General features: G+C 64.5%; 21 protein-coding genes. All 21 read right to left on the reverse strand.

The features are described 5' to 3' along the window. Positions 1–392 (reverse strand): toprim domain-containing protein (locus RhoBH5_RS30580; protein WP_270009324.1); only part of this gene is annotated, 392 nt, incomplete at its 3' end. 5 nt (positions 393–397) lie between these two features. Beyond that, positions 398–526, reverse strand: coding sequence for a hypothetical protein (locus tag RhoBH5_RS30585; RefSeq protein WP_270009325.1), 129 nt, complete (start codon positions 524–526; stop codon positions 398–400). After that, positions 516–1,295 (reverse strand): hypothetical protein, encoded by a 780-nt coding sequence (locus tag RhoBH5_RS30590; RefSeq protein ID WP_270009326.1) that lies wholly within the window; start codon positions 1,293–1,295, stop codon positions 516–518. Before RhoBH5_RS30590 ends, RhoBH5_RS30585 begins: the two co-directional genes overlap by 11 nt. 44 nt (positions 1,296–1,339) lie before the next feature. Next, positions 1,340–1,786, reverse strand: coding sequence for a DUF4913 domain-containing protein (locus RhoBH5_RS30595; RefSeq protein ID WP_270009327.1), 447 nt, complete (start codon positions 1,784–1,786; stop codon positions 1,340–1,342). Further along, positions 1,779–3,275 (reverse strand): type IV secretory system conjugative DNA transfer family protein, encoded by a 1,497-nt coding sequence (locus RhoBH5_RS30600; protein WP_270009328.1) that lies wholly within the window; start codon positions 3,273–3,275, stop codon positions 1,779–1,781. The genes RhoBH5_RS30595 and RhoBH5_RS30600 overlap by 8 nt, the downstream gene beginning before the upstream one ends. After that, entirely contained in the window at positions 3,259–3,657 is a 399-nt protein-coding gene (locus tag RhoBH5_RS30605) for a hypothetical protein (RefSeq protein WP_270009329.1), read from the reverse strand. Before RhoBH5_RS30605 ends, RhoBH5_RS30600 begins: the two co-directional genes overlap by 17 nt. Beyond that, the gene (locus RhoBH5_RS30610; protein WP_270009330.1) at positions 3,654–4,235 is read right to left on the reverse strand and encodes a hypothetical protein; all 582 of its coding nucleotides are present in this window, start codon (positions 4,233–4,235) and stop codon (positions 3,654–3,656) included. Before RhoBH5_RS30610 ends, RhoBH5_RS30605 begins: the two co-directional genes overlap by 4 nt. A gap of 16 nt (positions 4,236–4,251) precedes the next feature. Further along, on the reverse strand, positions 4,252–4,866 hold the full coding sequence (locus RhoBH5_RS30615) for a hypothetical protein (RefSeq protein WP_270009331.1): 615 nt from the start codon (positions 4,864–4,866) through the stop codon (positions 4,252–4,254). A 22-nt stretch (positions 4,867–4,888) separates the two neighbouring features. Beyond that, positions 4,889–6,496, reverse strand: a complete 1,608-nt coding sequence (locus tag RhoBH5_RS30620; RefSeq protein WP_270009332.1) for a peptidoglycan DD-metalloendopeptidase family protein — start codon at positions 6,494–6,496, stop codon at positions 4,889–4,891. Continuing rightward, on the reverse strand, positions 6,493–6,870 hold the full coding sequence (locus tag RhoBH5_RS30625; RefSeq protein ID WP_270009333.1) for a hypothetical protein: 378 nt from the start codon (positions 6,868–6,870) through the stop codon (positions 6,493–6,495). Before RhoBH5_RS30625 ends, RhoBH5_RS30620 begins: the two co-directional genes overlap by 4 nt. Positions 6,871–6,925: 55 nt before the next feature. Next, positions 6,926–8,506 (reverse strand): hypothetical protein, encoded by a 1,581-nt coding sequence (locus tag RhoBH5_RS30630; RefSeq protein ID WP_270009334.1) that lies wholly within the window; start codon positions 8,504–8,506, stop codon positions 6,926–6,928. Between the two features lie 133 nt (positions 8,507–8,639). After that, a complete protein-coding gene (locus RhoBH5_RS30635; RefSeq protein WP_270009335.1) occupies positions 8,640–10,166 on the reverse strand; it encodes an SCO6880 family protein in 1,527 nt (508 codons plus the stop codon). A gap of 74 nt (positions 10,167–10,240) precedes the next feature. After that, positions 10,241–12,187, reverse strand: coding sequence for a hypothetical protein (locus RhoBH5_RS30640; protein ID WP_270009336.1), 1,947 nt, complete (start codon positions 12,185–12,187; stop codon positions 10,241–10,243). Beyond that, the gene (locus tag RhoBH5_RS30645) at positions 12,178–12,996 is read right to left on the reverse strand and encodes a hypothetical protein (protein ID WP_270009337.1); all 819 of its coding nucleotides are present in this window, start codon (positions 12,994–12,996) and stop codon (positions 12,178–12,180) included. The genes RhoBH5_RS30640 and RhoBH5_RS30645 overlap by 10 nt, the downstream gene beginning before the upstream one ends. Then, on the reverse strand, positions 12,996–13,859 hold the full coding sequence (locus RhoBH5_RS30650; RefSeq protein WP_270009338.1) for a hypothetical protein: 864 nt from the start codon (positions 13,857–13,859) through the stop codon (positions 12,996–12,998). Before RhoBH5_RS30650 ends, RhoBH5_RS30645 begins: the two co-directional genes overlap by 1 nt. Positions 13,860–13,961: 102 nt before the next feature. Beyond that, the gene (locus RhoBH5_RS30655) at positions 13,962–14,348 is read right to left on the reverse strand and encodes a hypothetical protein (RefSeq protein ID WP_270009339.1); all 387 of its coding nucleotides are present in this window, start codon (positions 14,346–14,348) and stop codon (positions 13,962–13,964) included. Further along, positions 14,333–14,692, reverse strand: coding sequence for a TrbC/VirB2 family protein (locus RhoBH5_RS30660; protein ID WP_270009340.1), 360 nt, complete (start codon positions 14,690–14,692; stop codon positions 14,333–14,335). Before RhoBH5_RS30660 ends, RhoBH5_RS30655 begins: the two co-directional genes overlap by 16 nt. Positions 14,693–14,728: 36 nt before the next feature. Then, on the reverse strand, positions 14,729–15,457 hold the full coding sequence (locus RhoBH5_RS30665; RefSeq protein WP_270009341.1) for a hypothetical protein: 729 nt from the start codon (positions 15,455–15,457) through the stop codon (positions 14,729–14,731). Continuing rightward, positions 15,457–16,353, reverse strand: a complete 897-nt coding sequence (locus tag RhoBH5_RS30670; protein ID WP_270009342.1) for a class F sortase — start codon at positions 16,351–16,353, stop codon at positions 15,457–15,459. Before RhoBH5_RS30670 ends, RhoBH5_RS30665 begins: the two co-directional genes overlap by 1 nt. Before the next feature lie 196 nt (positions 16,354–16,549). Further along, positions 16,550–18,175, reverse strand: a complete 1,626-nt coding sequence (locus RhoBH5_RS30675; RefSeq protein WP_270009343.1) for a SpaA isopeptide-forming pilin-related protein — start codon at positions 18,173–18,175, stop codon at positions 16,550–16,552. Next, entirely contained in the window at positions 18,175–19,083 is a 909-nt protein-coding gene (locus tag RhoBH5_RS30680; protein WP_270009344.1) for a hypothetical protein, read from the reverse strand. The genes RhoBH5_RS30675 and RhoBH5_RS30680 overlap by 1 nt, the downstream gene beginning before the upstream one ends. Positions 19,084–19,587: the final 504 nt, after the last annotated feature.

Raw genomic sequence — 19,587 nt, forward strand, 5'->3', positions numbered from 1 at the left:
TCCCAGCCCAGCAGTGAACCTTCGCCGGTCGGGTCGAGGTCGGCGGCGTTGCAGATGGTCTCGCACGTCGACAACGTGGCACCGAGCTCGTTGAGCAGGTCTTTCGCGGCCGGGTCGGTGACCGGCTTTCCGCCGGAGACGGTGCGCCGGACCTCGCGCTCCCACCGGAAGTCCCGCGCATTCCACGGCAGGTGCTCGAGATCCCAACTCTTGTACTTCTCGGAGATTGATGCGGGCACCATCGCCGCAGGGTCTTTCAACTCCAACAAATGCCCGCGAGCATGGACGATGACGTAGTCCGTGCCGTCGAACGTACCGCTCATACCACCCAGAGCGGCAGCGAAGTTGCGTGCCGCCGAAGGCTTTTCCGTGAGAATTCCGACTTTACCCATAGTGTCTATCCCTCTTCGCTTGTTGAGCGCTCGTTGACTTCGCTGGCAACTTTCGGACCCCAGGACGCGCCGTCGACTCTCTCGACGATCGCTCGCCGAAAGTCCAACTCGATAGATTGCAGGTCAGCGTTCACGGCTGGCTCCTTGTGTGGGGGTCATCGGCTGCCCGAGTCCGGGGCCGGGCGGTGTTGCGGGCAGGTACCGGTTACCGGGTTTGGCGCGGAGAGTTTTCGGCGCGGCCCCTTTCGCTGGCGCCGTAGCCGCGGCGTTCGCCGCTGAATGCATGGATTCCGCGCGTGAACGGTCGATACCTTCTTCGTGATCGGCACGCGTCGCGGCCCCCTCGTGGAGAGCGACGTCGCTGTCCTCCCCGGCGCCTTCTGCTGATGCGACCGCGGACAATTCGGATTCCTCGACGCCTTGATCGAGTCGCACTTCGGCCTCGGCGCTGATCGCGGCGTTCGCGTACTGCGCTGCGGCGGGATCTCGCGCATTGTCGGCGCTGGCGGCGAGGTCAGGGACCGTTTCCTGCCCGAGTGCGGCACCGACAGCGCGGTCCCCCGCGGACGGCCGGGCCAATGCGGCGGATGCTGCTGCGCCGAGGATGCGAGCAATCTCGTTCCACGTCGTGTCGGCGTTGCCGGCCAGCCGTCCGCGGGCGCTGAACGAGGTGGCGCCGGGGCCGCTGGTTTCCCATTCGGAGACCAGCTCGATTCCCCACGCGAGCAGTTTCTGCGTCGCGCCCTTACCTTCGTGTGCCAGTCGGCCTGCGATGTCCTGTCCGGTGGAGAGGCGCTGCAGTTCGACTTCCGGCTGCTGCTCGGCGGCGCGCTCTGTGAGTGCGGCGTGTTCGTTCTCGGTGGCCGTGTTCACGGTCACCTTCACTGCCGAATCATCGATCACTGTTTCGGTTCCTTTCGGAAAAAGGTTGCGTTCCTGGTTTTTCGTCAGTCGAGGTCGACATAGTCGCCGCCGCCGTAGTCGACTTCGTCTCCCTGCTCACCGTCGCCTGGATCGTCGGCGATGTCGCCGAAGTCGATGACAACTTCCTCACGCACCTGATGTGTCGATGGTGCTGAGTTGGTGTCGAACTCACGGCGCTCCCCGGCCGTCCGGTCGCGCATCGGCCCGTACCGCGAGGCCAGTACCGCCATCGTCGGATCGAACCGGAACAGCCACCATCCGGTGAGCGTTTCGTTGCCGGCGCGGCTGTGCTCGTAGTCGATCCACACCTGTTCGAGGCGCTCGCACACTTCGACGATGTCGTACCAGTGGGGATCGAATCGGTATTCGACCTTGTCGCGGGAGAAGCGGGGTACGACGAACTGTTCGACGAAGTCCGCCAAACAGCTGAACTGTTGCTCGGGACCGGCTTCGGGGTCGATGTCAGTCAAGGGTGGGCTCCTTTTCTGTCGTCAGAACAGCCGAGAGGCGTTCGCGGGCGATGGGATCGCGGACGCGGAGCAGGAAATCGTCTTCCGCGGCTTTGATGTCGCCGGCACGCGGTGAGGCGTACGCCATCTGCGGCTCGATCAGCACCGGCCGGTTGCCGGCGGCAGCGAGGATCGCCCGGTTCGGTGGCATCGCCGCCAGCCGATCACCGGGGATGATCGCCTCTCGGCTGATGCTCTGTGAGAAGGAGGTGGAACCGGAGCCGGTGGAACGGGTCTCACGCACGACGGTGCGCTGCCCGATCAGCTCCGAAAGATCCTCACGCATGTCCTTGTCACGGTTGCCGCCCAGGCAGATCAGATTGTTCGCGGTGTCCCACACGATGCGGAAGTCGTCTTCCCAGATCTGGTAGCCCTGGTGGCGGGACTGAAAGATCGGGACCAGGACGATCCCGACGCCGCCGCAGTACGAGATCATGTCCGGCAGATCCCGTATACGGCAGATGTTCGCTGCCTCGTCCAGGACGGCGAGCATCGGCGAGGGCAGCCGGCCTCGCGGATACCGGCCCGCGACCCGACGACCAGCTTCGATGGTGCAGCCGATCAGCGCTGTCACCAGCGGGGCCGGTGAACCTTCTCCATGCTGCGATACCGCGTACAAGGTGTCGGTGCTCGTCGCGAAAGCCGCCGGGTCGAATACTGGCCGCTCGTCGACGACGCCGACCACCCGTCGGCGGCCGTCCGGGTCGAGCGCTACGCGGCCACGATCTTCGGGAGTGACCCACTGCGCGAACGTCGGCTCTCCGAGGAAGTCGAGGAACTCCCGGCCCATGTCGAAGATGCCCTCCTGCTGGCGGTCGTTGAGTTGGTTACGTGCTCGGACCTGCGCCGACAGAATTTCGTAGCCGTACTCGGCGAGGATCTCGGCGGGCGTGGTGTTGCGGGGAGCTGAGAGCCATTCGTAGACGTGCACGAGGTCACCGCGCACCAGGGCCGCGGCAAGCATGTACGCTGCTAACGTCTTGTGCGCTGCGGAATCGAAATACGAATTCACGGTGGCGTTCTTCTTCTGCGCCGCTGAAACGAAGTGCCCTGCAACTTCTTTGGCGAGTTTGTAGCTGCGCACGATGAGGAGTGGATCAAAGCGCATGGCCGGCTCCCCCAACCCGAGGAGGTTACCCGGATCGAACCGCCACTCGCGGTGTCCTTCGCGGCGCCGCAGCAGCGCCGTCGCCGCGTAGACGTCAGGTTTGTTGCCGGTGGAGATCACCGCGCCACGGGTGGAGAGAATCCACGGAATCGCATACGCCTGCGACTTTCCTCGCCGCATACCGGCGAAGATGCACGTCGCCGATTCCCAGTCACACCACAACCGCACCCGGTCACCGATCAGGGTCCCGAACGGTAGCCCCCAACTACGTTCGTCGTTCTTCGAAAACATCACTCCCGGTGCGGTTCCCGCCGCGATCGCATCATCAGTTCTCGGTGACATCAGCTCGCCCTTTCTCCGTATCCCCCGAGAACACGCGCTCCAGCGGGATCTTCTCGTCGTTCTCTGTAACCCGCAGCAGCGCAAACGCTTTCGTTTTCGCATCTGCCGTGGTGATGCCGGTGAGCATCCGCCGACCGGGCAGATGCTCGGCGTAGGTGTCGAATTCGCGCTGCGCGTGACTACGTTGATCGAGTAGCCGCCACACCGCGTACCCGGCACCGATCACCACCGCCGCCGCCACGAGCACAACCAACGCCGTGACCGGCACTTTCCCCGAACGCAGCGGCCCCGAACCGAGGACCGCGAGACCCACCACCACGATCACCACCGACAACACCAGCGGTTTCTTCACCGCCGGATCTATCCCACTTCCGCTGTTCACCGCTCACGCACCTCCACGCGTTCCGCTCTCCACTGCTGCCGGGGCCGGCCCGGATATCCGGCGAGTACCGAGACAGCCAGGCCGGCCACCGCGGCCGATATCCAGATCTCCGAACCGATGGCGCCTGTGCGCCCGTTGTCGGCGGCAACCACAGACGCTGCTATCGAGATCACCGCCACCGTCCGAGCCAGGGACCAGGCCCAGGCCGCGACCCGGCTGGTGATCGTCGGTGCCAGAGCTGACATCGCCAAGATCGCGGCAGCGGTCCCGACAAGCCATGCGAACGTCGCCACCGCCGTCGCTACCCCGACCGCGCGACTGTCCGTGGCCAGCCACACCGCCGCCGCTTCCACCCAACTCGCGATCTTCGCCGCACCGAATGCGGTGTCCGAGGGGAGCCCGACGTCTGCGTTTCCGCTGGTCACCGCATCAGCGGTTCCGGGCAGCCAACGCCCGCAGGTCATCACTGCCCACACCCCGAGAGTGGATGCAGCTGTGCCCACCCACCACCACAGCGCCGCCGCGCACCACTGCGCGCCCCGACTTCGGTTCTGCTCGTCGCTGTGCGCCTCGAACATCACGGTCTCCGCCGGCTCAGCGGACCGTCACCGCGGACAACCGCCAGACACCGAGTTTGGTGACGGTGGCATACGCTGCCCAGCTCGCAGTGTCGATCTGTGCTCCGTCCGGGGCGATCGCCGCCACGGTGATCGCCACGACCCGCGAGTACGACGCCGGGAGATCCGGCGGATGTTGATCGGTGGTGATCGAGGCCCTCGCTTGGACGGTGGCACCGGCACCGCGCCAGCTCTGCCATCTCTTGCCGGTGATCGGTGCCAGCGCAGTCATCGACGCGGCATTCTCGCGGTAGAACCGCTCGTCCATCAACGGTGCTGCCCGCTGCGCGGCTTCGCCTTGCCCCAGATCGACGGTCGGCTGATACGAGAACAGCGTCTCGAGGGCCGCGACCATCACCGAATCGGGTTGGAACTGATCGACGGCGGCGAACTGATCAGGAAGGGTCGGGGTCGCCTCCGGCGGCGGCGTGAAGGACTGGGGGGTGCCGTGGAGTTCACCACTGTCCGTTCCGCCGGCTTCCCCGCTTCCCCCGCCGCATCCGGCGAGCAGCACCATCGCGGTTGCTGCCGCGGCCGACGCGAGTGCGCGGCGCGTTGTGGGACGCGCAGATCGTGTTTCTGAGTGTGTCATCGTTGTCGTCCTTCGTGTGCGGTCAGCCGAATCGTTTGACATACATTTCTTCTCCCGTGAATCCGCTCAGCGGAGCGATTTTGACGACGTCGCCGGTCTGCGGAGCATGCAGAATCATGTCCTGGCCGTTCTCGGTGCCGTAGAAGATCGCCACGTGATGCGTGGAGCGTCCGGAGCCGAAGAAGATCAGATCTCCCGGCTGCTTGTGATCGAACGCGATCTCTTGCCCGCGGGGATCGTCGAGCTGTCCGGGATTGCCCGGATCGCCGGTGTAGTGGGGCAACGAAATTTTGCCTTCCGATGCCACGAACACCGCGTACATCGTCAAACCGGAGCAGTCGAAACCGCCGCCGGTCGGACCGGACGTGTCTCCGCCGCCCCACACGTACGTCGTACCCAACCAGCGTGACGCCGCAGCGATGACGTTCTGCCCGAACGGTCCGTTCGGAGCGTAGGCCGGGGCATCAGGGTTCGACGGATCGGTCGCGCAAAGACCGCCGCCGCCCGCAGCGACAGTCAGCGCGCCTGACGCCGAAAGTTGTTCGAGCTGCTCGGGACTCATCGATGCGCCGGCGCCGGTGAACGTCGACGCCAATGTCCGGGCAAGGGGCTCGTCGTCGGCGTATGCGTCCGGGTACGCGGAGACTTGCACGGTCTGTGCTGCCACCGTCACCGGACGGGACTCCCAATCGCCACTGGTGAGCAATGCGTCGTAGAACTTGCGGGCCGCACTGGCGGGGTTCATCAACTCCTCGAGGCTCCCCCACCACGGGTACTGTTGCTGGAATTGATTCACGGAGCCGTGGTCGTTGCCGACCGCGTCATGGGGAAAGTCCATCGAGCGGGACACGTCCCGCTGATCGGGCGCGAGTTGACCGGTGCCGTCGTTGGCATACATGCGGAACCCGGATTCCTGGCTCGCGGTCGCCAAGGCGACGACGATGCCGTGCTCGGAAATCCCCATCACTTCACCGACAGCGACTACGGTGTGCGCCATCGCCAACTGTGCGGCATTCAACCCGGCGGTGCCGGCGGGGGCGGAACTTTCGCCAGTGGTCGGCCCCGGTGCAGGTGGCGCACTGCTCGTTCCGGGAGCAGCGGCCTTGTCGTACCACGACTGCGGGTCGACGGCGCTGCCGCTGCTGCGACCACCGTCCCACACTTCGAAGTGAAGATGTGCGCCCGTGGACTGTCCGTCGTTGCCGATCGAGGCGATACGCTGCCCCGCCGACACCTGATCACCAGCGGAAACGAGGACGCCGTCAGCCCACATGTGTCCGTACACCGTCGACATCGTGCGGCCCTCGATCACATGATCGAGCACGATCCAATGCCCGAAGCCGTCCGCTTCGCCTGCGTCGGCGACCCGACCGTCGGTGAACGCGTAAATCGGTGTCCCTTCCGGCCCCGCGAGGTCGATGCCCTTGTGCTCAGCGCCCCAACGCTCCCCGAACGGCGAGCTCAGCTGCGTTTGTGCCGGATCAGTGGGCTTGATCCACGAGCCTGCTGCCGCGATGGCTCCGCCGCCGCCCATCTCACAGCCGGTGTTCTTGCTCCCGCCGACCACGAAAACCACCAACATCACCAACGTCATAAGGAGCACCGCCAACGATGCTGCAACCTTCTTCACCGCGCCGCTCCTGCCGCGGTCACGACGAGTCCTGCCTCGGCGGCAGCGGCAACCAACATGCCCGCCGCCGCAGCCGCAGACACAGAGCGGTCACGGCCGCTGCCGCAGACCGCGTACATCACGTGTGCCAGCGCGATTTCAGCTCCCCTCATGGTCAGTAGTGCGTTCGGTGCTCCCGGCACCACAGGGATGTCGCCGAGTAGGAATCGGATACCGCGGCCGGCGGCGAACGCGATCGCCGCATCCGCCTGACCTGGGACGTAGATGCAGTTGTGCTGTGATGCAATCACTGTCGCGACCGCATCGAAAACTGGATAAAAGGCCGGATCAGCTTCCGGGATCGCCCGGAGTACTTCGAGATTCGGTGTTCTCACCTGTGTGCTCCTTCGAGGTCTCCCCCCTCGCAGAGCTGGCTGGCAGGCGCTGGTCTCAGGCCATACGTTTGTTGCGGACACTGCTGAACGCGCGGTCCGTGTCGTAGAGTTTGCGTTCCAACGCCGAAAGCCTCATGGTGATCGGAAGTCCCTGGCGCTGACCGGATTTGATCAAATACTTACCGCGGCCTGGATGGGCCAGGCCGGGAACCCATGTCGGCGGCGCTGCCCACGCTTTCAATTCCGAACCTTCAGCTTCGGAGATCTTGGTGATCTTGCCGATCCGCTCGACTTCCTTGCCGTCGCAACCGCCGAAGATCTGCACATTCGAACGCGAAGCCAAGCCGCGCGCTTTCGCCCGGTCCTCCGGCGTCGGTAACGCATCCAAGTCCTCCTGCGAGTGCGAGACCTGCGCCGAGACCATGCCCTTGTGCCGTCCCAGACGCGTCACACCGTCGGACTTCTCGACCAGACCCGGCGCTGCGCGCAGCCCTTTCCACAATTCGTCCTGAATCTGAAAGACGTTGCGCGGCTTACCGACTGCCGACTGGCCGCGCGACATCATCGACGTCCATGCCCATGAGCACATCATCGCCGCCGCGATCACGTCGTCGGAGGAATCCTCCACGGCCGACAGGGACAGCGAAAACGCCGGCAGATCCGGATCGACGCGAAAAGTGGACGGCCCGTCGAACATCCCCTTCAGAGCGCCCTCACAGGTCAACCGCAGCCCCTCGCGCAACCGAAGGATCGTCTTCTCGTAGTCGTAGGGCACATCCGGGTTCGCCGCTACTCTCCACCGCAACTCCGCGGGCCCTTGCGTGAGGACTTCGAGGACCTGCGGAATGATCGGATCGCGGTTGTCGTGGCGTCGAGCGCCCTCCGATGCCAGGCGAAGCGCCAGCTCCAGCGCAGTCCGCTCGTACGTTTCCAACTGCGCGCCGCGCATACCGATTGTGACCATAGCTTCGAGCAAATCGACCTGAGAGGCATGCGCGTCACCGAGCAGGTTGATCTTCTTCTGCCCGGTCGCTGCCGCGATCGCGGGAATCAACGGCGACGTGTCGAGGGGGTTGAGAACGCCGAGACCGCGCCCGACACGGGCGACTGCGTCCTCACCCGCGCACATGAGGACGATGTCCTCGTACTCGTCTTTGAGGTCGCCCTGCACGATGGCGCGGAACCCGAAACTCATCAACCCGATCATCAAACGCTTGATGATGGTGGATTTGCCGATACCGGGCTGGCCCTGGCACCAGATGGCGGTATTGGACACCAATTTGTCCGCCAACCACTGGGCCGGATCGAGTCCGACCGGCTCACCGGTGTGTTGGTGAGTGCCCACCGGAACACCACGAACGTGCACCCCAGAAGGTGCAGCGAACGGGAACAGGCCACACACCTGCGTGGTCACGCCCTGCCACTCCACACCCGAGAGAACATTGGCTGCCAGGCCACCGCCGGGGACCGGATCACCGGTCGTCGGCGGAATAGGCGCGTCCACATCGACACCGAGCCGGTGCGCAGGCCGCTCCTTCTTCGCTGCGGCAGCCTTCTCCCACTCGCGGCCACGCCACGCGAGAAACCGTTCCCGCTGCGTCGGGTCTGTCTTCGGTTCGATCGTCGGCGCGCTCATCCGCGCAGTTCCTGACCAGCGTATTCGCTTGCAGATGCATCAATGGTGGTGTGTGTGGGCATGGTTACCGACTCCTCGCAAAGGTGATGATGACGCGGGCGACTGCTACGGGGCGCCACGCGCCCGCAGCGACTCACTTCGGTTCCCAACGGGTACCGGGCTTCTTCGTCAGCTCACGGGTCGGGTCGATACCCAGACCCAGCGAGCAACCGAATACAGCGGCCTCCGCGCCATGTGCCTCGCGCAGCGTCAGCTTGCATTGCCCTGCACGGTTCTCCACGTCCGCGATCGCCGCCGCGAGCTCGCTCTCGTCGTCCACCGTGGTCGTGACGTACATCGTGAACGTTCCAACACCCGCACCCTGCGCCTCAGCTGACGCCGCGCGAAGCGCCCGCCTGCGATCCTCGATATCTCGCTGAGTCACATCCTTTTTCGTTTTCGCTGCAATGAGCGTACGGAGCGTTCCAGCCGAAATTTCCTTCTCCACAACCTTCTTCGCGTCCGCAGCTCCGAGCGGGTGGTACACAAGCGACACCCGGCGCGGATACGGACCCGGAGCGAGCAGAGGAATCAAAATGCTGTGCTGCACCGAACCCGTGGGCGGCGCATCCATCACCCACGAATGCGAGACACCCGAATCGTGCTGGTAGTACTTCCACTCCTCCAACGCGCGCATCGCGCCGCCGTCGGACCACGCCAGAACCTCGGCGTCATCGGCACCGACCTCGAGCTGACGGGTCGCCTCACGGCGTGCTGCCGGGTCGAACGCCATCCGCAGACGACGCACCAACCACGGCAACTGCGCACGCCCGATCACGGTTGCGCCCGCACTCGACAAACCGTTCTCGATCGAGGGCATCCACCGCAACGCCTCACCGACGGCCTGCTCCATCGTCGCGGGCTTCGGGTTCATCTTCGCCGGGTCGAAGTTGACGGTGACCGTCGTGGTCACATCGGCCGAGACCGCCGGATTGGTGGTCACGAGGTCTTCCATCACGGCCTGAGCGAACGTCGGTGACCAGTCGCGATGATCATTCATGCGGTCGCGGACGTAGTCCTCCTGCGTCGAGCCGCCCGAGGGCGCGGAGTCGATGGTGATCGCCAACGACTCGACCATCTGCCGATACCCCAACGACGCCAACAACGACCCGTAGTTCGCCACCCACGAATCCGCATCGTCGCGGTCGGCGAGCGCGGTTCCCACCGGCGCGCACCTCGCGATCGCGGAAATGATGCCCGTCGCCCGGTTGTGCAACACGACCTGCTCGCCGCCCGCGCCGTCGGAGACGGTCACCGGCACCAGCGGCGCCAACACGCCGGGGAGACGATTGCGTCTTTCGAACTGGGTGAGCGGTCCCGACACCAGATCGGTGACACCGCGCGAGATCCTCCACTTGCCGCGTGCGTAGTACCGCACCCACTCGTACATCGTGGACTTTCGTGCACCCCACGGGATCACGAACACCATCGACACGAGGGCCGTGGTGACCAGCATGACCGCCGCCAACTTCATCGAGAAGTTGAACGACAGGATCGTACACAGACCTAGTGCGCCCGCGAGTGACATCCTGCGTAGTGGTATTCCGCCGATCGAAAACCCTTGTGCGCGGCGATAATCACCGAACGTGTACGGAGCTTTCGGCTCCCTTGTTTCGCTCACTCTCGATCACTCCTCGATGTCGTGAAATATGGTGCAACGGAAGAATGTTCCGTTGCATGAAAATGGCTTTCGCCTCAGATGGCTGCGCCCCCGGCACCGCTCCCGCCGCCGCCGACGTTCGAGGCCGGTGACGACGACGAGCCGGATTGCGTGGAACCGGACGGGCCGCCGCCCGGCGAGGTGTTCGTTCCGCCTCCCGGTGAAGCGGACGGGATCGTGCTGTCCACTCCTGAGCTGACCGGATCGGAACCTTGCCGCGGCGACGCGGGCGACGAAGCTGCACTCTGGTCTCCCGAGGACGAACCCTGGGGCGGGGTCGGTGTCGAATCGGGGGTCGTCGAGGTCGACCCGGACGGGTCGGTTGTCGGTGTGCTGCTGTCGGGGCCCGATTGTGGGGACGCCGATGTGGGGAACGGAGCATCGCCCGATCCCGAGCCGCCGCCCTCCGGGCTTGCGCCCATGGAGGCGGACGCTTCCTCGAACGGCGCTGCCATCTCGTCCATCCCGGCGTCGGCTGCGCCCTTTGCGGCGCCCGCGGCTGCACCGACTGCCGCCCCGACACCACCGCCTGCTTTCGCGCCTTCCTCGGCGCCTTCGGAAGCGCCGTCGCTGACTTTGCTCGCCGCCGCACCGGCATCACCCGACTGGGAGGCGTTCTGTTCGTCGCCGGTTTGTGCGCCTCCCTCGGAACCGCTGTCACCGCCGGCTACAGCTGCGACCTCCCCATCGAGGTCGCTGCCGCCGCCCTCTGCCAGGTTTCCGCCGCTCTCACCCTCTTGATCACCTGATCCAGGGGGCGTCAGTGACGAACTGTTGCTACTCGACCCGGTGTTCTCGGACTTGCTGCCAGGGCCGCTGGCGGACATGAAGTTCGACATGGCACCACCAGCAGCAGATCCCATCAACGCGCCGCCTCCGGCTGCGAGAGCAGAAACCGACGACCCACCGGAGATCTTCGTACCGGCGAACGAGAACAACCCCATCAACATCGGCAGCGCCACTACCGACAGCACCAGCACCATCAGCCCGACGACCACCAGCTTCAGATCGTCTCCTTCGCTGCCGTTGCCGGTGAATTCGAAGCCGACCGAATAGATGAACGCGGCCATCGGCTTCCAGAAAATCAGGGCAATCAGCGGCGTCGCCCACTTCGCCAACCACTCGCGCGTCAACGAGGCGAACTGCCCCGCCGCAGCGAGAGGCATCAACGCCAGCAATACCAGCAGACCGGCTTCGCGGGCGATCGACGCCAGCCACATCAATGCAGCCACGATCAACAGAACCAAACCCAAAATGGTCGTCAACATAGGCTGACTGCCAGCCCACTCCCCGAGCATCGAGCCCTTCATCTGTTCGTTGAACCGGTTGATCGAATCGGTGGTGATCGTCGTCGACAACTCATCCGCAACCGCAACGAGAATCCCGACAGCGAGTAACCCGCACCCGGTGGTCACGATGTACTTGAAAATTCCGGTACCGAGTTCGACGACCGGAGCCATCCGGCGTTGGAGGAACAACGAGATTGCGGTGCCGATGACGCCCGCGATCGCGATCCCCGCAACCAGCACTGTCAGCGAATTGGACAAGGTGACGATCGAGGAATAGCGGTCCGCATCGATCGGATTCGCCGTCGAGGTCATCGTCCACCACGTCAACGCACGCTGCATCAGCTCGAGGCCACCGTCGGCGGACGACTGCGCCATATCGCCCAATGCACCCGAGAACACTGCTTTCGTCGCACGCTCGGCAGTACCGCTCGGGTCGGCAATCGCCGCCGCGCCGCCGCAACCAATGTCCCCGACGAAGCCTCCGATGACAGGCCCACCGATGACACTGGCGAGTGGGTCAGCGATCGTATTGCAGAAGTCGGAGACAGTCTCCGACATGGTCCCGACTCCCTGGTCCTGCGCGACGGCAGGCCCGATCGCCGCGAGCACGAGCGTGACCGTGATCGCAACCAGCGCAGCGAACCGCAGTATCCAGGCGCGAAGCGCGGAGTGGTGTCCGGTTGTCACTGCCATGAGGTCCAACTCCGATCATTTTCCAAGATCGTGCGGCGAACATCTATGTCATCAGTGAGAACCTGATTCCAGTCCCCGTCGCTCCACTGCATCTGCACGCGCAGTGCGTATCGGGTGCCGTCCGGGTTGCGCGTGCCGATGAGTTCGAACGCGACGACATCCGGGTCGCTCTCGTCGATCCAGACCTGACCCACTCCGACGAACGTGGTGCGGTCAAGCAAGGTGATCGGCGCGAGGAGTAACCGCAGGTGGTCCCACGCGCTCTGCTCAGTGGTGGGAATCCCGTAGAGCTCAGCGCATTCGCCGAACAACGCCGCTCGTGTTCCCTTCTGAATCGCGGCAGCGACAGCGCCCTGGAGCGTATGGGCGAACCCTGATGTGCAATGCCCGTCGATGGTCGTCGGACCCACCGTCGGACCGACAGGAAGACCGTCGTAACCGAACTTCGCCCACTGCAACCCCGCCGGCCGCGCCGCCGAATCAGGTCCGGCCGGATCGGCATCGAGACCATCGGAAATCATCGAGAACCTGCGTGCAGTCTCGACATCCATCGGCGGCATCCCCGTCGCCGGGGACATACCGATCGTCACATCGAAATCAGGGGGATTGTTGTCCTTGGTGAGATCCGCGATAGAGCGTCCAGGCGGCGGTCCCGGCCGCGACGTCGACACCGGACCCGACGCCGAATCGTCACCTCGGCTCAGCGACACGATCACCAAAGTGACAGCGACCAGCAACAACGCCGCCACCGCGCACGCCGCCGCGATCATCGACTTCGGCAGTCCACTCGGTTCCTTCAACTTCGCCATTAACGCCCCTCGATCTGAATGAGCACGTACTGATCGCCCGAAGTCACCGCGACCATGCCGCCGAATTCGGCGAGCGGACGCAACCGTGCCGCGAGATCGGCGGCCGCAGCGTCGCTGCCGTGTCCGCCGGCAAGAATCTTCGTTGCTGCATCAGCGAGGTCCGCGTTCCCGGTAGTCGACGGCAATCCGCTCCCCGCTGCGCACGCGGCGCTGTACCGAGAAACGATGATCACCACATCGCCGCTGGTCACCGACTTGCGCTCCACACCGCCACACGTCGGGTCGCCGCCCGCCGTCGTAGTCGGCGCCGACGTCGAGGTCACATCGGTGATCGTGACCCCAGGCGTCCGGGTCGACGTCGGATCGTCGGGCGCTGTGGTCGACGGAATGTCGGTCAGCGTCACCCCCGGCGTCTGCGTAGGTGCCGATGTCGCTGCCGGTACCTCACCGACAGTCTCCGTGCGAACCTGCGGCGCCGCCGCAGGAACAGAGGCCACCGCATCGAGTGTCGCGTCACTGCGCGGAAGCACCGACACCCCAGGCCCAGGATTCGGCGAGCCAGGAAGGACCTGAACATCCGGAGTCTTCGGAGCCGGCCCACTCGTCGTCGACGGAGGAGGTGGGGTCGAGCTGGTCAGCGGTGACCCGACCCCCAATGGGCGCATCGTCGTGGACGGTGCGGACGTGGTGCCGCTCGCTTTGGTGGCGCGTTCGTCCATCGAGCTATTCGAACTGCGTTCAGTGGTGCTGGTTCCTGACGCGACGGTGACGGGCTCTTCTCCGCCTCCGCCGGTCATCGCAATCACCGACCACACGATTGCGCAGACCGCGAGCAGCGACAACCCCGCCAGCCCCGCCATCATTTTCGATCTCCGAGGATCGAACGACTCCCGCCGAAAACTCATCTCCCCCACTTCCCTTCGCTGAACGTTGAAAGGTGTTGATTGTCAACACCATGTGGTGCTTCACCCATTGCTGATCGCCGCCCACACCGCGCCACCGAATGCGGCGGCGAGGAATCCGGACCCCAGATACGCCAATGTGCACACCAGGTCCGCAACTACCTCAGGGCGACGCATTCGCCTAGGTGTGAGGGCCATGACGGGCGCGATCGACGCACACAGTCCGACCAACCACGCCGCCGCACCGCAGACCGCGAAACCCACCCCGCCAGTGAGGAGTACAGCTGAGGACGCTTGCTGCGCAATCGATTCCCCGCTGCCTCCACCGACGAGCATCGCGCCCGCGATGATCAACACCACTGCACACGCGGTCGCCGAGCACAGCGCTACCGTCGCGACATCCGACTGCGAACTCCGGGAAGAAGGATCGCTCTCTAGGCGATCACCCACTGCACGATCTGCGCTGCCGTCGCTGCGAGGAACAAGCCGCCGATCACCCACGGCATGTGCGTCACCGCCGTCTTCGCCAGATCCGACCGCGAGCGCATACCCGTCATCATCAAGATTCCGACCGCGACGATCGAAAAAACACCAGCCACGATCGCGATCCCCTTGAAATATCCGAGGAACGTTTCCAGTTTCGCCTTCATATCCCCGTCCGGGAGAGCCGGAGGGGTATCGCCCAAGAGCTGGGCGTGCAGTTCCGTACTCGACGCGAGCGTCGAATGCATGGCCCCGCCGCTCGGTGCGGGCACATTCGCGGTGATCTCGCTGGCCCACAGTAATATCGACATCGTTTCCGGGTTCCTTCCCGATCGTGTCCAGAGGCCTCACGCGAGAGCCCCCGGATCTGTTGATTCCGCTGACGGCGTCGACGCCGACAGCGCTGCCGAATGCCGACCACGCCGCGATTGCGACCGTGGAGCGGAAACGGGAGCTGTACTCGCACCGTCCGGTACAGCGAACCCGGTCGATGCAGAAGGGGCGGCCTCGGCGGACCATCCTGGTTCGAGTCGCTCAGCGACGACGGCGAGGACGATCATCCGCACTGCCTTCCACGGCCGAACCCACCGAGTCAACGACTTCGCCGGTGCATCGAACAGTGTTGCGGCTCGAGTGATTTCGGCGACGGGATCGGTGGTCATGCGCAGCTGCTCGCACCAATCGACCGTCACGACCTCGCAGACCAGGCCGCGGAGAATCCGGGCCAAAACTTTAGCCTCCGCGGGCCGGGGGCGCGGACTGTCTGCGACCAGGACCAGCGCCGGATATGCGGCGGCATCGTGCATTCGGGCCAAAGCGGCTCCTGCCGCGATGCAGCCGGGAACATCCCACCTCGCCACGAGCACATCCGCTCCACGTCCGGCCGCGACGACTCCCTCGTCGATCCCGCCGATCAGAGCAGCGATCACCGACGTTCCGACACCGCCTGCTGCACCTGCCACCACTGGCGCGCGCCGACCGGAATCGACGGCGTCCTGGGATTCCAATGTGGGTGCAGGGGTGTTCTCGAGGTCAGGGGTGGACGCTGCCGATGTTCGGCGTGTGAACAGTGCCATCACCGATCACCTGCAACGGGTTCCGCGACGACGATGATGTTGTCGGCGTAACCGGTGGCTCCCCCGACGTACTCACCGCCGCAGGTGATCAGAACCAGCCGGTTCTCCCCGACCGTGTCGTTGACGACGTCAGGGAGCTGCCCACCCTTGGGCGTCATCGTCGGAGCCTGCGAAACCCGGTAAACGTGAGGCTCTCCGTCCACGGACACCGTCACCGTGTCACCGACCGAAAGCCGCACGAAGCGAGCCGCGTAACCCTCGCCCTGGACGGCGTCGTTGACATGGCCGGTGATCACCGTCGATCCCGCACCGTCGACGCCGGGCAGAGGTGATGCCGCATACCAGCCGAGCCGGGAAATGTCGGACGGCGGAAGCAACGTCGTGCCACCCACCAAGTTCACCGGGTCGACAGGGCCGTCGGCGTCTCCGATCCGCATGGTCATCCCCGCCCCGAACTCCGGCGGCACCGCAGCGAACACCGGCTCGGGCAACGAATCCTGAACGCCGGTAGCACTGTCGACGAACGCCGGCGGTGGACCGCCCTCGCCGCTCGCGTACGTCAATGCGGCGATGATCGCCACTGCCGCTGCGACGACCAGCAACGGTGTTGTCACCAACAAAGCGCGCCCCACACCGGAGAGCCGGTGCCACCATGACTGCGGTACCGGAGAGGCAACCGTCGCGGTCGACCACGCCGCCGCGCCCGGTGCGGGCGACGGCATCGAGCCGCTGCCGCCGACGGGGAATGGTTCCGAGGGTTCGCCGAACCTCACCAGCGGCGAACCCGCCGTGACAATGAATTCTGTCTGCGCATCATCGAATTCGCCATCCGCGTCAGGGAGGTCGACATCGTCGAGCGGGTAATCGGATTCGGGGCCGGGTTCAATACCGTTCAACAGGATCACAGCTCCTTGGGTCAGCCGACTCGCGCGGCTGGCGCGAGGAGAGGCGACGAACAAAAAATTGAAAAGGGAATCAAAAGTCAGCAATGGGAAGAAGGTGGTGAGCCGGCAGGTGCAGCGAGGGGGGGAGGTTTCAGCCCACACCCGCCGGCTCACGATCGGTCACGGACGCCGATAGCGTCCGCAGGTTTTACCGAGTGGTCGGTCCCGAGGGGATCGACGCGATCGGCTTACGCGGTGCCGGCTTGTCCGCCTCCGCCTGCCCTTCCGGAGTCGACACATCCGGAGCGTTGGTGATGTTGAGCGCCTTGTGGTCGCCACCCGCGACGACAACCTTCTGCGGCTTGTCCAACTTGACGTACCCGGCAGGAGCCTCGACCTCGACGATCTCGTACTCGCCCGGATCGACGATCAGCGACGTGACCTCGTCCTTCGAGGTCCACTCGGTGACGGTCTCCCCGCCCTTGAGGAGCCGGAACTTCGCGCCGGCAAGATACTCACCATCGACCGACGAATACTTGTTCACGTCGATGATCGGGTTCAGCGCGTTGGCAACCTCCACCGTCGTGGTCCGCTCAGCGACGATGTCCACCGACGTCGGCTTCTCCGACACCGCGTAGCCCTTCGGTGCCTTGGTCTCCACCAATTCGTACGAACCTTCGGCAAGCACGATCGACGACGCACGACGAGTCGTGGTGAACTTCTCGATCACCTTTCCACTACCGTCACGGACCTCGAACTGCGCACCTTCGAGCGCTGCATCAGTCTTCTCACCTGCGGCGACCTTGCGCACCGACAGTGTTCCGTTCGGGCCACGAGAAGGCGTGGCATTCGCCGTGGTGGTGGTGTTCGGCGTGGTGGTGCTCGGTGCGGTCGTCGTCGTCGAAATCTTCTCGCCGACAGTTTGCGCCGCATCATTGATGTCCTCGTGCGTGGCCACCACTGCGCCACTGTCGTCGATCAACTTCTCGAAAACGACCTGCTGCACGCAATCACCATCAGCGACAACCAATTCCACATCGACCGTTCCGGCGCCGGAGGCATCCGCAGTGAAGGTCTTCGAACCGACACCACCGGTACGGGTACCAGTGGCCTTGCACACCAACTCGCCATCGAGGGTGTACGACTTGCCTGCAACCACACCGCTGTACGTGACCCGGTCAGTGACCGTGGCGCCATCGGTGATCACGTTCGACCCTGCGAGCGACGCCGAGGTCCCGATCGAAGGCTCGACGGTCGGGATGTCCGGCTGCTGCACGCTCAAGATGCGTTGGAAACCTGAATTCGTGCCATCGCCGGTCCACCCCTCCGGAACGCGGACCTGCAACGACGCACCTTCCGCCACCTCAGGAGCCGAGCTGATGATGCGATCGTAATCTGCGCGAGCCTCAGCCGGGAGCGACTCGTCCCACGGAGCGCCCTGGTTGATCGAGAGGCTGTGGAGTACAGCCGCCACGGCAGCCGCCAGTTGACCGTCGCCGGACGCGAGAGCGCGGTTACCCTCGCTCAACGCGAAGACCGCGATCTTCAGATCGGCCGCCGAAACGCCTTCCAGCGGAACAGCTGCGGCGTAATTCCCGCCTCCGTTGGCCATCGGTTCGGCTTTCAGGAAGTCGATGCACCACCCTTCGTCACCATCGGGAAGCTTGTACGAACCCGAATATCCGCCAGGGCCGGTCAGTCCGAGGCCTTCACCAGCGTCAGCGCGCGCCCAGGATGCGGACGTGAATACCGACAGCACCACCGACAGCACCGCCACTACAGCGGTCGTCAGCATCCACCGCTGGCGACCGCTCACCATCGTTGCCTCGGGCATCAGCCGTTCACCGCCGCTGCAAGATCGCCGATCGCGGATACGGCATCGTCAGCCGTAGCCCCGGAGTCCGCCCATGCACCAGCACCCTTGGTCAACTGGTCGAGGCCCGGAATCGCGGTACCCAAACCCAGACGCATCAGGTTGTCGAGGGTGAGAGTGTCACCCAGATTGTCGAGAGAATCCGACAAACGTGAAGTGTCGGTCTGATCGAGAAGACGCTGCAACCGATTCAACGAATCCGTGAAACCGGACGCATCCGCCGAAATCGCAATCTCGTCAAGCAGATCCGACGAATTGATCCCCAACCGGTCCTTCACGGTCCCCGGAAGGTGAATCAGATCATTGATCTGCTGAGGAAGCACCTTGCCCTGCGCGATCAAATCCGCCACCAACATCGGAATCGCACCCGCAGCGCCGGTGATAACACCGATCTGCGCCGGAGCAGCAGTACCACCCGAAGCCGCGACCTGCGCTCCAGCCACCGCAAGACGAATCAAACCACCCACCGTTTCCGGGCGGACTTTCACACCCGGCGTCGCCACCATCTGGGCCAACGCATTGACCGCCTCGACACCCACAGCAGCCGCATTGTCCTCAATCGTGCCGAAATCCTTCACCGCAGGCGCCGTCGCAGCCGCGATCTCAGCCTGCGACAACGGGCCCAAACCAATCGTCGACGATCCGCCGGCAGTAGAGGTAGAGGTAGAGGTAGAGGTAGCTGCGTCGGCGGAAACGGAATCGCCGGAAGCAGCACCGCTGGTCGAGTACTGACCCGACGACGACACGTCGATAACTTCCGCCGCCGCGAGCGCGGGACTCAAACCGAGCGACACACACGTCGCCACGACGACGACCGACCGCCACCGAGACCGACAGAACACATCCATTACCGAACCAACTACATTCATCAAAATTCCTTCAATAGCGTTGTAGCACAACAAAAAATAGGACCTACGCGCAGCGTCGAAACGCCGCGCTCGACGGATCGAAAATCGCTACACTGGCGCAACCGAACACCGTGACCGTCAAGGCCGTCAGCGTTACCTCGTCGCGCACCGAAAGTGGGTGGCCCGTTGACTACCACTGGTAGTCGCGATTCTTCAAAAGCGTTCTCCTTCAATGAGTTTGTGGCGCAACCACAAACCGGGCGGAAACGGAAACCAGCGCAGCAGGCGCTACGTGGCCAAGGTTCCCGCCGCAGCCGCGCTGGGAAGGATGCGGGAAGCCGGAGGAAATTGAAGAGGGCTGCACAGGCACGAACAAAAATCCCGCGCGGAATACATCCTTAAGCCAGTGATTCGAGCGGGTCCTTTCTGTTGCCTGGTGGCGCCACCGCACACCTGCGGTGCGTATATGTCCTAAGAGGTGCGAAAAGATGAGATGGAAGCGGAGAACCCACTCCGCTTCGGGCG

The organism is Rhodococcus sp. BH5 (assembly GCF_027583855.1).
GTDB lineage: Bacteria > Actinomycetota > Actinomycetes > Mycobacteriales > Mycobacteriaceae > Rhodococcus_F > Rhodococcus_F qingshengii.

Bases quoted from the DNA above. Each gene is read 5' to 3' on its own strand.
- RhoBH5_RS30630 (WP_270009334.1), bottom strand. From the start codon at position 8,506: ATGAGCGCGCCGACGATCGAACCGAAGACAGACCCGACGCAGCGGGAA.
- RhoBH5_RS30675 (WP_270009343.1), bottom strand. From the start codon at position 18,175: ATGCCCGAGGCAACGATGGTGAGCGGTCGCCAGCGGTGGATGCTGACG.
- RhoBH5_RS30665 (WP_270009341.1), bottom strand. From the start codon at position 15,457: ATGGCACTGTTCACACGCCGAACATCGGCAGCGTCCACCCCTGACCTC.
- RhoBH5_RS30645 (WP_270009337.1), bottom strand. From the start codon at position 12,996: ATGGCGAAGTTGAAGGAACCGAGTGGACTGCCGAAGTCGATGATCGCG.
- RhoBH5_RS30600 (WP_270009328.1), bottom strand. From the start codon at position 3,275: ATGTCACCGAGAACTGATGATGCGATCGCGGCGGGAACCGCACCGGGA.
- RhoBH5_RS30680 (WP_270009344.1), bottom strand. From the start codon at position 19,083: ATGAATGTAGTTGGTTCGGTAATGGATGTGTTCTGTCGGTCTCGGTGG.
- RhoBH5_RS30610 (WP_270009330.1), bottom strand. From the start codon at position 4,235: ATGTTCGAGGCGCACAGCGACGAGCAGAACCGAAGTCGGGGCGCGCAG.
- RhoBH5_RS30660 (WP_270009340.1), bottom strand. From the start codon at position 14,692: ATGTCGATATTACTGTGGGCCAGCGAGATCACCGCGAATGTGCCCGCA.
- RhoBH5_RS30640 (WP_270009336.1), bottom strand. From the start codon at position 12,187: ATGGCAGTGACAACCGGACACCACTCCGCGCTTCGCGCCTGGATACTG.
- RhoBH5_RS30615 (WP_270009331.1), bottom strand. From the start codon at position 4,866: ATGACACACTCAGAAACACGATCTGCGCGTCCCACAACGCGCCGCGCA.
- RhoBH5_RS30650 (WP_270009338.1), bottom strand. From the start codon at position 13,859: ATGATGGCGGGGCTGGCGGGGTTGTCGCTGCTCGCGGTCTGCGCAATC.